Consider the following 14698-nt stretch of genomic DNA (forward strand, 5'->3'; position numbering starts at 1 on the left):
TCCGTCCCGGACCGTCCCCAACATTTAAATATTAGCACTTCAATGTAATAACAGTTACAATAACCTATTTTTCGATTGAACTATTTGAGTCATGAAAAAGAAACACTCAGTTAAAACCAGCATTTTATACAAACGTTTGTTAGCTTATGTGAAACCGTTTTGGCCCATACTGGTACTAGGTATTTTCGCCAACATTTTGTATTCCCTTATTGATGCTGGTTTTACGTACATGATGCGGCCCTTTTTTGATAAAAGCTTTATTAATGTGGATATGGATTTTATCAAGAAAATTCCTTATATCGTTTTAATAGGGATTACATTGAGGGGGCTTGTCAGCTCGCTGGGTAGTTATTGCATGACTTGGGTTGCCCGATCGGTAGTTAAGGTATTAAGGGAAAAAGTTTTTAATCATATTCTTCATTTACCTGCTGACTTTTATGATGAAGCAACATCAGGGCAAATGCTTTCTAAAATTCTTTATGATGTAGAACAAGTAGCTCAGGTCAGCGCGGATGCCTTAACCGATATTGTCCAAAATACTTGTTTAATTATAGGGTTTCTCACGGTAATGATGGTGATCTGCTGGCAATTGTCACTTATGTTCCTGTTAACCATCCCCTTTGTCGGTTTTATTGTGAACTACACAAACAAACGAGTAAGACGAATCAGTCATAAAGTACAAAAAACCATGGGTGAAGTGACTGAAATTGCTAGTGAAGCAATAGAGGGGTATAAAGTGGTTCGTATTTTCGGCGGTATTACTTATGAATCTGGAAAATTTAGTAAGGCGATAGAACTCTCCCGTCAAAATGATATGAAAGTTGCTGCGAGCAAGGCACTTAATGTTTCTGGAGTGCAAATTGTCATTGCTATAGGCATTGCAGCAATCATTGCAGCAGCCATTCAATTGTCAACAGTAGTCATTATTTCTGCTGGTTCTTTTTTGGCAATTATTGCTGCGATGATACAGCTAATCAAACCAATGAAAACTCTAACTACGTTGAATGCTGTTATACAAAAAGGTTTAGCTGGCGCAGAAAGTGTGTTCAATATGCTCGATATGCCAATAGAACAAGAACAAGGTAAAATTTTACCGCAAAGAGCACGTGGTGATCTTGAGTTTAAACAGGTATCTTATGCATACAGGCAAGGGGAAAAAGTATTACATGATGTCAGTTTCACCGTTGAAGCCGGTAAAACGGTTGCATTGGTAGGACACTCAGGTAGTGGTAAAACAACTATAGCCAGTTTATTACCTCGTTTTTATGAAGTGACTCAAGGTACTATTACTCTAGATAATATACCGATCAATCAAATAAGCTTACCCAGTTTGCGTGAGCAAATGGCTTTGGTCAGTCAAAATGTAACACTTTTTAATGATACTTTGGCGAATAATATTGCGTATGGTCGTTCGGATGTAAGTCGTCAACAAATTATACAAGCAGCCAAAATGGCTTTTGCCGATGAATTTATTTGTCGTTTGCCGGAAGGTTATGAAACGCGAGTAGGTGAGAATGGTGTGTTACTCTCTGGAGGTCAGCGACAACGGATAGCGATCGCACGCGCTGTATTGAAAGATGCGCCTATTTTAATTCTTGATGAGGCAACATCTGCCTTGGATAGTGAGTCAGAACGGTACATACAAATTGCCTTGGAGGAAGTGATGAAAAACCGCACTACTCTAGTTATTGCACACCGTTTATCAACCATTAAACATGCGGATAAAATTATAGTGATGCAACATGGATCCATTGTAGAACAAGGGACCCATCAAGAATTACTTGATTTACAAGGATATTACGCACAGCTTCAAGGAATACAACACTCAGATACAGTTTATGAGGATGCAATAGTCTGATGTCATTTTTCTTTGAGAAATTATGGTATGGTGATCACCCGATGCAATGGGTATTGCGGCCATTGTCTTGGGGATATTCGGTTTTTGCTTCAGTCAGACGCTATTTCTTGCAACGTTTTAGTCAACTCGATTGTCCAGTCCCTCTAATTGTTGTTGGTAATATAACAGTTGGAGGAGTGGGTAAAACCCCGTTGGTGATTGAGTTGGCTAAGCGAGTACAACAAAAAGGATTAAAAGTGGGTATTGTTAGCCGTGGTTATGGTGCAAAACTCAAATCTTTTCCCTATGAAGTACAAATTGATGATTCTGCACTAAAGGTAGGAGATGAGCCTTTACTGTTAGCACAAAAAACTAAATGCCCTGTAGTGATTGCACCTAAACGTACTGAGGCTGTACGTTATCTTTTAGAAAAGCATCAAAGTCAAATCATTATTAGTGATGATGGATTACAACATTACCGTATGGGACGAGCTATTGAAATAGCGGTTATTGATGGAACTCGTGGCTTAGGTAATGGACTTTGTTTGCCGGCAGGGCCGTTAAGAGAACCTGTTGGACGCTTAGATCAGGTTGATTTTATTGTGGTGAATGAAGGTACATGGGATAATGCTTATTCTATGACATTAAAACCTGGGAAAATTAAGAAATTAAGTACGGATGAAGAAATTGATCCTCATTCATTAAATGGCAAATGGGAAGCGATTGCTGCAATTGGTAATCCCAAACGTTTTTATTCCACTTTGCTGCAATTAGGGATAGAATTCGATACCTGCTCTTATCCTGATCATTATCAGTTTAAGCCAGATGATTTGAGTTATTGCAACTCACTTATTATTATGACGGAAAAAGATGCAGTGAAATGTCGATCATTTAGTTCAGACACAATGCATTATTTGCCCGTGGATGCTGTATTGGATGATGCTTTTTGGGACGCATTGTGGTTACATCAACAGTTAAAAGGTTATTGCTGATTATGTTTGCTTGGATTCGCTGTTTTTTATTTTTAATCATCTTCCCCATAAGTAATGAAGTGCTTGCAGCTGAAATAAAACCAGTGGCGCAGCAACAAGTACAATCCATAGATCCAACGGTAGGCAGTTGGACTTTTTCCGGCATGGTAAAAAATGAAAGTGGTGACAAATATGGATATTTTTTCGAAATGCAGCGCCAAGGCAAAGATTTTCATACTAAAGCTGCTTTAATTGATGGAGAAACAAATAAGTTGGTGTTTTTTTACGAAGATAAGGAAAAAATGGAGCAATCAACACCGCTTGATTGGCATGTTGGTGATTCTTTTATCCGTTACAATCCCATCAATGACAGCTGGATTTTTGGAGTTAAAGCAGCAGATAAAAAAGGCTTTAATTTTAAAGTGGATATGCTAAAACAGGCAAATAATAATGAAACCTTGGTCTTACGACCTGGAGTAAGATTTCAAGTGTTGCAGACAAGCCAGCTTAATGGCCATTTACGTATTGATGATAAAGAGCAATTTGTTACTGGAAATAAAGCATGGTTTGGCAACTTGGTATTAAATGATGATCAAAAAGACACCCATGAAATCAATACTACGTTTTGTCGTTTAAATGATGATAATGGATTTTATTCTGCAAATCTCAAAGAAAAAGATGCAACTAGCGCAGCTGTTGCGGGATGGCTTGATCCTTTAGGTAATAAAGTAAAAATGTCTCAGTTTATTTCATTAAAACCGTTAGATAATGATTTGTGTATGCTAAAGGTTGGCTTACCTAAGCTCAGTTTAAAATTGATTAATTCTCTGAAAGCAAACGATTCATCATCTCATACCGTTGCAGGTTTCTCTAAAGACGGTCGGGGTGGCTTTTGTTTTGTGACTCAGCAATCATTTTTAAAGAATAAAGCTACTGAGCTGGCTGCGCATGACGTTAAGTTAAATGCTTAATTTTATTTGTAGCCTGGGTGCAGCGCAGCGTAACCCGGGAATTTAAAAGTTTATTCATGTATGAAAACCCGGGTTACGCTGCGCTGCACCCTGCTACACTAACTAACCCAGGTTACATTAACACCCAGTTTATTATATAGTTAAAGGGATAGTAGTCTCTGGCGTTAAATGTTCTTGTTTCGAATTTGTTGTTGGTTGTAAAGTCGCAGCTTCCCCGATACTAGGCTTTTTCTGCAATATTTTTTCTAATCTTGCCTCTACTTCCGGATCTAACTTAGGAGGAACTCTTTTGGGCGCTGGTTCTTGCCCGACCGACGGTCCACCTAACGCGAGCATCTTCTTATGCGAATTAGGCTCCGCTAAATGAGGATCTAATTCGGCTTCTAACTTTCGTGCATAAGCAGGATTCTCAATCCACATAGCGTCTGCTAGGGCAGGGATACACATGTTGGGTTTGCCATTCACCCACCATCCTAAATCAGTCATTGCTTCGCGTAAACAATCACTATCTTCGTTTTGGTCTTGAAGTGCAAAACGTAGTATGGTGATAAGCGCTTTTTCTGGTTCCTTATAAGGAATAGAAAGTTCGTTGTAATAACTTAAAGCTCCTAATGAATACTCTTTTAATTTTTCATGGTATTTTCGATCAAAAATGTCGCATAAATGTTTCTCACTTTGTTCTTCTGGGGCTGATATTTTATATTTGCCAAGACCTTGCTTGCTTTTGTAAAACTCAGACATCAACAAAGCATGCATAGTTGCAGTTGGGTGAACATCGTCCCAAAACATATGCTTATTACCCGGTGCAACTCCACCTGGTGTTATTGGAATATTGTGTTTTTTTGCGTAATCTAAGTAAGGCTCTTTTAGTGTACTTTGGTCAAAGTATTGAGAATATTTTGAATTCTTCCCATTATCATGGACATCTTTATAAATTTTACTAAAGACCTTATTGGTATCAAAGAGTTCGATAGAACACTTTCGGTATTTTCCTTTTAAGGCTTCATACTTAATTCTTAATTGGTCATTAAAGTGCTCCGTTATTTCACGAGCTTGATTCTCTTTTGGCGTGCCTTGAAAACGTGGCGTGAGAGATAAGTCAGGCAAATTACATAAAACAAAATTTCTGTAACCTTTTGTTATTAATTTTTCAATATTATCAATATTACTTTGAGCTGCTAGTGCTGCTGCCTCTTTAGTTAGTTCCGGGTTAACGGTAATTAAATCATTCGCCCCAGAAAATACAGTAATAAGTGTCTTCTTTTTTTGATCTTTAGATATCTCTTCATCCTCATTGTCTTTCAAGAATTGATTTATCTGCTTGGATAAGTTAGATACCATTAAACGTGTAAAGAAAAGCTTTATAGATGTGAATGGAGAAAGAAGAGAAAGAAACTTATCTTTCCAGCTGTAATCATAAGATGTTGCTCCGCCTTGGCTATAGTTTCTATAGAAATTCTGACCATTATATTGAGCCACACGACCATTATCGAGTGAATAATATTCCTCAACATATTTGCTATAACGCGGATCTGTGATTAATTGGTCAGCAACATCAGTAGACTCTTCAGGCGTGGCTTTAGGGAGTTCCATTTTTTTTATAGGGGCAGCACGTAGGGCGTTTGTTTTGTATCGACGTAAGATTGGATCTGTTTTCGGATTATTTTCTCGTTCAGCAGTGAATAAATGACCTTCATCTCTATCCTTAACTCGTTTCTTACGTTCTACTTCCTTTGTTTCCGCATCAACTTCTTCCTTAGTATATCTTTGTCGTCGATAAGGTGGTTGGAAAAGAATGTCATCACCGATATCGGCATTATCTAAATTATACTTTCCAAAACGATCTTTTTTTATTCTATCATCATTAAGAAATTTACTAATGAGGGTTGATTTAAGTGAGTCTGCCCAAGTATAGCCATTTGTGAATCGCTCTTTAGGTGATTGATCTAATGTTGTTATTTTTAGCCATAACTTTCTTGCCAACGGTCCGAGAAAAGAAACCTTTTCACCCATGTTTTTACCGTCAGAAAGACTATCGCCAAATATGACAAAGTGGCTTATTTCCTTTTGAGGCTCAGAGAAAACAACAGTTTTCGGTTCTTCTTTGGACTTTGCCATTTAAAATAACAACACACTGACTAAATTATTGCTATTTTATCGAAAAATTATTAAGACAATATTAATAAACTTTGCTGTTGTTTTTTAGAAAAAGCATAGCACAGCTATGCCTCTTTCTCTGGAAGAAACTGTGATAAAGCACTAGCAATAACCAAAGCAGCGGGAATAATTAATAGGGTTAATTGATAATCCGCTAAAACATGGCGATTCGTCTCCCCTTTAGAAAAATCCAACAAATAACCTACTAATGGCTGTAGCAAAGGTGCTGTGGCCATTGCTAAGGTGTTGGTGAAACCTGTGCAGGCAGAAAGTGATTCTTCTGGCGCCAGTTCATTAGCAATGGTAAAGGCAAGCATATAAGCGCCACAACATAGCCCAATTGCAAACAATAAGATCCCTGTTAAGAATATATTATATATGGGTAAGTAAAGAACAAGAATGAATAAAATGGCAGTAGATAAACATGAAATATGGATGAGTGGTTTGCGTTTCGGCAGATTAATAGACAGCCATCCGTACAGTGGACAACTTAAACCAGCTCCCAACAAGACCATTGATGTGAGAATACTGGCTGTTTCTAGAGAACATTCCAATTTTAACTGGAGAAAAGGTACTGCCCACATGGCGGCAAAAACAGTAATTACTGAAAATTCCAAGCCTACAAACAATCCATTGATCCATACTAATTTGTTTTTCAACATGAGCAGCAAATGTTTTTTGTATTGGTGATGATCCGTGATTATCGGCTTGTTGCTAGGAATGAAATTCGCACACAAAAAAGCAATTAAAAGGCCGATGACACCCGCGCCAGCAAGAAAATAATGCCAGCTAATACGGCTTATTTGTGAACCCATTCCAATCATGCTAATTACAGTCACAGTAAAGCCTAGGGTTTCTGTGAGGCCAATCATAAATGCATATTGTTTTAGGGGATAATGTTGGCGCAATATACGAGTCATGCCAACAAAAGCAAACGCAGAACCACCGCCAATAATTAGACGGCCAAGAAATAATATAAATAAGTTGTATCCGGAAGAAAATATAAAGCAGCCTAAAGCACATAATAAGGCGTTTAAAAACAATAAAGTTCGGGTATTGTACCGATCAAAAAGAAGGCCAACGGGAATTTGCATTGTGGTATAAACATAATAAAAGGCACTGCTTAATAGACCAGCAGTAAATGCAGTTAATTGTTTCTCATGCATTATCGCGCCGATAATAATTCCCGAAGAGAGTTGCAAGAAAAATTGAAATAATAAAAAGAATACACCGACCAACCAGATGATGGTTCTTTTGGGATTATATGAAGGTGTTGAGACTAATAAATTCATTAATTCAATTTCTAGAAAAAGGCGGAATATATAGCATCATGAAGAAAGTGTAAATAAAGTCTCCCCTTGAATGTAGCCTGGGTGCAGCGAAGCGTAACCCAGGGAAACGTTATAACTAATAACCCGGGTTCCGCTTCGCTGCACCCAGGCTACATGCTGAGTACACTAAAAATGGCATGAATTATTTCGAGCACGCATACATTTACGTAAACGAATTGTGCCGTTTTGTACCCAGGCTATTACAAATACAACCAGGCATTAATCGTATCTAATGGAAATGAGTGATAAGCGCACCAACGTTGAATCATACTATTATCTAATGCTGATGATATTCCATGTACTCCATAAGTCAGTTTTTCTTTCAGAAAAGTTAAGGCAACAAGATTATGGATGTAAAATTCAGGATCAATATATTTCATGGGAGTGGGGTCATTAAGTACAAAATTAACAGGCATCTTGTGATTTAAGACTTCATCATCACTAAAATGAGGGCCGAATTCATCATAAACCCCTAAATTTGCGAGTATCTTGCCGCTAAACCAGGAGTGAGGATAATCATCCATAATCGCTTTTTTCCCGGTTGCAGTGATCACCACATTTGCTTCGATTAGTGCACGTTCTAGATTACTGAAATCCTGGGGATCGATTGCATTGATACCTAAATTTTTAGCCAGATTCCTTTGTTGTTTATTCGGATCTACAATGACGACAGGAACTTTATTTTGAATACAAAAATAGGCAAGTCCACGACCAATCTTGCCAAAGCCAAAAATAACCCATGATGTTTCAGCAGGATTAATTCCTGTTAATTGAGCCAGGGCCATATGGCTGCTTTCAGCGCATCCAAAAACTGTTTCCAGTTGTTTTGTCAACGTGCGATCAATACTGATCACCGGAAAATCGAGAACTTGCTGTCTATATAATTGATCGCCTGAACCGGTTAATTCGATTGCCCCCATTCTGGGTTTACCCAGAAATTGATAAAGCTGCGCACCACAATCAAAATAAAGATCAAAAGTTTCTCCTACTAGGGAGTGTGGGTCTTCTATATAACGAATTTTTGCTTCGTTTAAACAAGATACTGCCTGAGGATGAGCATAACAAAAGTCTGAAGGATTGGTGACAGTAATATCAGCCCCTGCCTCAAGCAAGCAGGCTATTTTTAATAAAGTATTCGTGACTAAAGGAACATGATGAACTACCTTTAATCCAGCTAAAGGACGTGTGTCACGCCACTCGATGAGTTGTTCATGCATAAACGGAGCTTCGGTTTTAGGATATTTTTGAAAGAATTTTTTAAAGGCGTCCTGCATCATGTCATGGCAAACAGTAGAGAATGCTTAATCCTAGCATAATTTATTCATGCAGAATATCATTCAGAAAATGAATATGTAGCCTGGGTGCAGCGCAGCGGAACCCGGGGTTTCCTACCCACAAATCTCCCCGGGTTCCGCTGCGCTGCACCCAGGCTACATGAATTCTATAAGGACACTCCGTTTCCCTCAGTAGAGACATTATCACTACTGACCCAGCTTGCAATCCATTGTAAGAATTGAGTGAATGGATCGTGTTTTTTAGGTTGAAAAAAAGAAAGAGACTGCAAAGAACTTTGGTGCTTACGTACTTGTCCTAAATAGCTCAATTCATCCTCAAACAAGCTTTCTGTATCGGTTCGATCATCTGCATTAATTTTTTGATTGATCGAATCAATCAAATTATCCAATTGAGTTAAATCGTCCTTTGTAAAGGAATATGATTTTTGAATTTTTTTTCTGAGTGCTTCTTCAGCGTTCACCTCATCTGTGTATTTCAATTGTAATGCCATATCTTTCTTTAATTGTGTCCCATCACTATTCGCTAAAATAGCATATTCTAAAAGATACAATTCTTGTTCGGTTTGAGCCGATTGAATTAAATGTTTATAATGTTGGGCGCGAGTTTGTCCACGATAATAATCAAAAAAATAGGAAAAATAACTTAAATTTTCCTCCCGATGTTTCAGATAGTAATCTAAGGCCTCAGTACATTGTGTTTTCAAAGCATTTAAATCAGATTTTGTACTATCTGATTTAGGAGCAAGCCCTCCATTTTTTTGTGATGCCGGTATCGTTTCAACTGCATTATCTAAACTAGATCTTGCAGCATCTGTAGAAGGTAAAGTTTCTTCTTCTTTTACTGATTGAGGCGGGCTTAAATACGGCAGAATTTCCGGTAAAACAAAATTCTTAGGCAAGTCTGTTTGCACTAAAGCTTCCTGGAGAGACCGAACTGTTTCATTGAATTCTTTTTTAGTCTCCTCACTTTGTTCCGAAAGCGGTTTTTTAAATTGTCTGAGCCAGCAATAAAGTTTGAATTCCAATTGGCAAACTTCTTTAAATCGAGGGTTTTCTATTAATTTCTCTAAGAGATCATAATGGTTTTCCTCCAGATAATGGGGAGAAATATCTTGCCCAGCCATGATGAGTTTTATTTGGGCCAAATGATTCACTAGTTCAAGGTGTTCAATGGCTTTATCAAGATCAATGTTCTTCTCTTGAATCGTCTTTAGACATTCTTCGAATATCTTACTGAGTTGCTCAAGCGCTATCTTAAATGGCAAAGAATTAAAGGTATGACGGTAAATTTGATTATTTAAATCAAGTTGCTTTTGCAGCATATTAAGTTCAATTTCTTCGAGCGTTTTTTGAATATTTTCTCGATATGGAATTGCCAATTGAGCAAGAATATAAGGATTTGTGCTTTCCAGCAGTTTAAACAGCTGCGGTCGAACGTCGGTTTTATCATAATGAGCCTTGAGATTTTCCACATAAGCTTTGACGATGTCTATACCATGTTTTTGGAGAGGCTGTTGTAACTCTACATCTAAATCTTCCAATTTTTTCTTTTCAATAAGATTGGCTAAAGTAGCCCATTCTTTTTGTTTTAGCGCTTCAACCAATAATTTTTTTAGGCCGTATTTTTCTTCAAATAAGGGGAAGACACTTGCAAAAAGAACTGGATCTTTTAAAAAGTCTAGAATGCTTTTATCGGGATCACCTGGAAGGTCACTTTGAGTAAATAAGGTTTTAAATATGGCTTCATTTTTATCTTTTACGGCGCGTTTTAAAGGAGTTAAATACTGCGAACTTGAATACAAGTCTGTATTTTGGAATGCAGGATCGTTCTCCGGATTTTTAATTGAACTCAGTAGGGATGCTCTAGGATTTTGTACGTTGGCTCTTAATAACAATTGATAAAGCCTTCCGTACCCTTGAGCATAGACTTTATCAAACAGAGCAGAGGCGGTTTGATCGCCAAATAATTGCTGAATGGCATAGTGTCGTTCACTAGAGTTGAGGGTAATTTCTCGCGCAAGCAGCTGGTTGGCGATTTTTTCTTGTTTTTGTTCGCAACTAAAAAGAAATAATTCTTTAAAATCAATTCCGAAATCAAGTTTGGATTCAATAAAGGGTTCTAAAATAGAGTCATTGCCTTTTTTTATAGCATCTTTAATTAATTCTAAAAGAGGTTGTTTTAATTGAGTTTTTGGCGTTACTCTCCCTTGATTCAAAAAACGGGCGACTACGTTTTTACTGTTATTGGCCAAGGCAGAAGTAAAAATTTGTTCCGTTAATTCGGGATCAATCACAACAGTTTCTTTTTCCAGTAAAAAATCCAGCGGTATTAACATGTGATTTTGTGCCAGCAGGGGAATAAGTTTCGGATTTTCCTTTAACTTGGGAAAGAGTTGCAGCAGTAACTTGAGCCCATTTTCATGTTTATCCAGAATTAACTCATTAATGAATTCTTCAAGTTCTGCTTCTTCCCAGGTTGCTTGAATACATAATGATTTAGCCAGGTAAGAAAGTTTATTTTTGAAACAGTTTTTGACTAGTTTTTTTTGTTCTTGTGGCGCCAGTTTTTCTATTGAAAGCGTACTTGGAGGAATCTTGGACCCGACTCTATTGAGTTTCGCCAGTTTTCCTAGGTTTGTGGTTGAATTAAGGAGGTAGTCATTAAAAAGTTGAGGTTCTTGTTCGGCGCATGCTGTTATGACTGGCGCAATATTCCAATTTAAACTGTTTTCTAAAGTGAGCTGTTTGATCTTAGGGCTTGCTTTTGCAAGACTTTTTTCGATGATTGAGTAATCATCATAATCAGAACACAACGAAAACAGTGCACGTATATCCTGAGTATTACGCAGCACATTGTAATTTAACTGAACTAATGTGGATAAAATAGATAGGTCTTCTTCTTGTAATCCTTTTACATAGAGAAACTCCAAGGTTTCTGGTTCAAGATGGCTTTTCTTAGCGTTCAGTTTTTCCTGAAGAAACAGGCTCATTTCTTTATTGCCATTCAATATGGCGAGAGTAAGCGCGCTTTTAATCGTTTCCTCAGGAATATTATCTTTCCATGCATTTTTTACATGTTCATTTTTCCTCAGAAAAATCAGAGCATGGAGTAGCGTTGTTGAACCTAGGGGTGTGTTTAAATCAATTAAATGATATTTACTCTCATCAATGTTTTTCCAAAGTGTTGGCTGATTTGCTTGTTCTGCCCACGCACGTGCATATGTTTCAAAAATGGTTGTATCATTACGCTCCATGCATAAGGTAAGCAAATCCGGATCGTGAGTATCTACAACAAAACCAGTTTCAAGAAGTTTTTTCAACGTCATCGCATCAATATTTTGGGCGATCTCTTTGTTGAAAATGGAAGGGAATGATTGGGGAACAATGTTCGCTGTTGCAAGATGTGGAATTAACAGATTTAAAACATGATGTTGGTTGGTGATGGCAGCATACTGGATTTGTTTTATGATTTGTTCAGGGGACAACTTATTTAAAAACTGATTTATTTGAACAGATGGTGTTTCCTGCTTAACAAAGGTTAGGAATTGCAGGTGATTATAAGCGGTTTGACATTTAGGTTCTTGAGAAATATTTAATTGATCCAGTACCTTCAATAAATGACTGTGATCGGTTTCTTTTTTCATTGACAACGAGTATTCTGATACTGGTTTGCTAAAGACGAGGCACAGTTGATCTTTTAATTCATTTTGTTCCTCAGTTGCAGTGTATGTCTGGAGATAATGATCAAGTAATTTTTCTGCCTCTTTGTAATTCCCCACACACACAGTGAGAATAATTCCTTTCAAAATTGCTTCTTTCAGAAGGGGTGATTTAGGCTTTTTCAGTAAAAGATCATTAAACTCAGGACGAAAATACTCTTTTGATAAATTGTCGTAGTCGATTTTATTTTGATCAAATAAGTATTTGAGTGTCTCGACATCTCCTGCCATAGCAGCAAAAAAACTTGAACGTGTATCGATCTGATCTGCGAAAGCAATTTTATGTAATTCTTCATGAGAAGGGTAATGCTCAGGGATTGCATTAGGATGAACAAATGTACGAATAATGAGACCAAAAGAATTATCTTTATAATCGAAGCAATCCTTAATTTCTTTGACTAACTCATCAATTGCCTCAAACTCTTTTATTTTTCTATTGTAATTTGGATCGTAAACGACATATTTTCCATTTTCAAAAGATAATGCAATTCCATGGTTATGACTGAAAATGAGATAGGATCGATTCTCTCGGGCAATTTTCTTGAATATTTCTTCCCAGTGCGACTGCTCTGTAGTGAGTCCAAAATTAAATTCATTTTTTAATGGTTTATTTCCGATATTCAAGACTTTTTCGATATCACTTTGCTGGATTTCATAATTACTGTATTTATCAGCTTGGAATGTTTTTTCGATTTTGATAATGAAACTATCAATAGCCGGATTATCACCGATCCGATAAGTGCTAGGTAGAGCCGCTAGTTTGTCGAGTAAATCAAAAAACTGTGGTCTTTTATTTTCTAGAGTATATTTGATGTATAAAGCAGCAAGTGCGGCACAAATTCCTTTTTTATTCAGTATAAAAGCGATATTTTTCTTTTGCCTTAGGCAAACGTTAACTGCACTAATAATTTTGCCTTGGTTTGGCATAGTAAGACCCTCGTTTACTTTTAATTTTTGCGATTATAAGGGGCATTTTAATTTAATTCAATTCAGAATGAGTAAAAATTGATCATTAATGTGGGTTTAAAGTTTTTAAAGTGTGGGAAAATGTAGAAATATCAATCATTATTCTAAAATAAGTTCTTTTGCAGGGGGTCTTAAATTGTAATAGGAACTCATGCAATGACCATAGGCTCCAGTATTAGCAATTAAAAGGATGTCTCTTTCTTGAGTCATAGGTAATAAGCGATCATATCCCAATGTATCGCCTGATTCACAAATCGGGCCGACAATGTGTGACGTCCCTGATTTGTCCGAATACAACTGACTTAAGTTGACAATTTCATGATAAGCCCCATATAAAGAAGGTCTAATTAATGAATTCATTCCCGTTTCAATTCCTATAAATTGTACTTCACCTTTTTCTTTACATTGAGTGACTCTAGCCAAAATTATGCCACTTTCTGCCACAAAAAAACGTCCGGGCTCCATCCAGAATTGTAAATTAGGGAAGTTTGATTTGATTGCGAGTAATCTTGAATCAAGTTTCTCCAGATCTAAAGGCTTTTGCCCTGGTTTTTCAACGACACCTAAGCCCCCACCTAAATTAATGAATTGTGTTTGAGGAAATTGCTTAAGGAGTGATGTCAGTGTTAAAGCGGTTTGTTCCCAAAGTTCTGGAGTCAGAATCCCACTACCTGAATGGGAATGTAGACCAATAACATGGATATTATTTTCTCGGGTCAACCTCTTAAGTTGCCCTATATCATTTTGGGCAATACCAAACTTTGATTCATTGCCTCCTGTGATGACATGTTTGTGATGACCAGCGCCAACACCTGGGTCGATACGAACGATGATATTACGGTTTTTAAATAACTCAGGCCAATTCGTTAATGGGTACAGATTATCTATGGTCATGTAGCATCCTAAGTTCATCGCCGCTTCATATTCTATTCTTGGAGCAAAATTGGGGGTAAATAAAATTCGTTTTTTGTCTAGGTGAGGAAATAGATTATCTATGTGTTTTAACTCTTGAATGGAAACGCATTCAAAGCCAATGCCTTCTTTTTCCAATGTTTTTAAAATTGATGGATGAGGATTGGCTTTGATCGCGTAAAATAGGGCGTTGATTGATTGTAAGCCCAATAATTTTTGAGCTTGAGCGGTTTGTGTTGGGCTGTGGTATACATAGCAAGGTGAGTGAGTCTCTGCAAGTTTCAGTAAATGAGTGCGCTCAATTTCCCACCATGGGGTAGGTCGGGTAATTGGTTTTTCCTTTTTTTGAGGATGAAAAACTTTTTCCAGTTGAATAATAAAATTATCTAAAATTGGATTATCGCCAATGAGATAATCATTAGGTATCAAACATAATTGTTCCAATGCTTCAAAAAATTGCTCTGTTTTATTTTCTAGGGCAAAGTATTCATATAAATCGTTAAGACCGGCATAAGCAGCTGATTTATTTAATTTAAAAT

The 14698-nt window shown here is 37.1% G+C and carries 7 protein-coding genes and 1 pseudogene; 3 read left to right on the forward strand and 5 right to left on the reverse strand.

Going from position 1 to position 14698, the window contains the following annotated elements; all coding sequences use genetic code 11:
* The first annotated feature begins 91 nt into the window (after window positions 1-91).
* Genes msbA through Lstg_RS00505 form a run of 3 tightly spaced genes read left to right on the forward strand, consistent with a single transcriptional unit; the run spans window position 92 to window position 3779 of the window.
* Complete coding sequence (gene msbA / locus Lstg_RS00495; protein ID WP_058475708.1) at window positions 92-1858, forward strand: lipid A export permease/ATP-binding protein MsbA; 1767 nt, start codon at window positions 92-94, stop codon at window positions 1856-1858.
* Window positions 1858-2829, forward strand: coding sequence for a tetraacyldisaccharide 4'-kinase (lpxK, locus tag Lstg_RS00500; RefSeq protein WP_058475709.1), 972 nt, complete (start codon window positions 1858-1860; stop codon window positions 2827-2829). Before msbA ends, lpxK begins: the two co-directional genes overlap by 1 nt.
* A gap of 2 nt (window positions 2830-2831) precedes the next feature.
* A complete protein-coding gene (locus Lstg_RS00505; RefSeq protein ID WP_058475710.1) occupies window positions 2832-3779 on the forward strand; it encodes a hypothetical protein in 948 nt (315 codons plus the stop codon).
* 132 nt (window positions 3780-3911) lie between these two features.
* On the opposite strand, the gene Lstg_RS00510 is transcribed toward Lstg_RS00505, so the two are convergent.
* The 5 genes and pseudogenes from Lstg_RS00510 to lysA all read right to left on the reverse strand — a co-directional run.
* Window positions 3912-5897, reverse strand: a complete 1986-nt coding sequence (locus Lstg_RS00510) for an SGNH/GDSL hydrolase family protein (protein ID WP_058475711.1) — start codon at window positions 5895-5897, stop codon at window positions 3912-3914.
* 104 nt (window positions 5898-6001) lie between these two features.
* Window positions 6002-7228, reverse strand: coding sequence for an MFS transporter (locus Lstg_RS00515; protein ID WP_082650768.1), 1227 nt, complete (start codon window positions 7226-7228; stop codon window positions 6002-6004).
* Window positions 7229-7467: 239 nt separating this feature from the next.
* Window positions 7468-8541, reverse strand: coding sequence for an NAD-binding protein (locus Lstg_RS00520; RefSeq protein WP_058475967.1), 1074 nt, complete (start codon window positions 8539-8541; stop codon window positions 7468-7470).
* Window positions 8542-8708: 167 nt separating this feature from the next.
* Window positions 8709-13208 carry a hypothetical protein gene (locus Lstg_RS00525; protein ID WP_058475712.1) on the reverse strand — a complete coding sequence of 1500 codons (4500 nt, stop codon included), beginning with the start codon at window positions 13206-13208 and terminating at the stop codon, window positions 8709-8711.
* 138 nt (window positions 13209-13346) lie between these two features.
* Window positions 13347-14600 (reverse strand): annotated as a pseudogene (lysA, locus tag Lstg_RS00530) (diaminopimelate decarboxylase); the annotation flags it as partial.
* Window positions 14601-14698 lie beyond the last annotated feature (98 nt).

Source organism: Legionella steigerwaltii (assembly GCF_001468065.1).
GTDB classification, from domain to species: domain Bacteria; phylum Pseudomonadota; class Gammaproteobacteria; order Legionellales; family Legionellaceae; genus Legionella; species Legionella steigerwaltii.

Excerpts from the sequence above, each read along its gene's own strand:
- msbA (WP_058475708.1), top strand. The coding sequence starts at position 92 with ATGAAAAAGAAACACTCAGTTAAAACCAGCATTTTATACAAACGTTTG.
- lpxK (WP_058475709.1), top strand. The coding sequence starts at position 1,858 with ATGTCATTTTTCTTTGAGAAATTATGGTATGGTGATCACCCGATGCAA.
- Lstg_RS00505 (WP_058475710.1), top strand. The coding sequence starts at position 2,832 with ATGTTTGCTTGGATTCGCTGTTTTTTATTTTTAATCATCTTCCCCATA.
- Lstg_RS00510 (WP_058475711.1), bottom strand. The coding sequence starts at position 5,897 with ATGGCAAAGTCCAAAGAAGAACCGAAAACTGTTGTTTTCTCTGAGCCT.
- Lstg_RS00515 (WP_082650768.1), bottom strand. The coding sequence starts at position 7,228 with ATGAATTTATTAGTCTCAACACCTTCATATAATCCCAAAAGAACCATC.
- Lstg_RS00520 (WP_058475967.1), bottom strand. The coding sequence starts at position 8,541 with ATGCAGGACGCCTTTAAAAAATTCTTTCAAAAATATCCTAAAACCGAA.
- Lstg_RS00525 (WP_058475712.1), bottom strand. The coding sequence starts at position 13,208 with ATGCCAAACCAAGGCAAAATTATTAGTGCAGTTAACGTTTGCCTAAGG.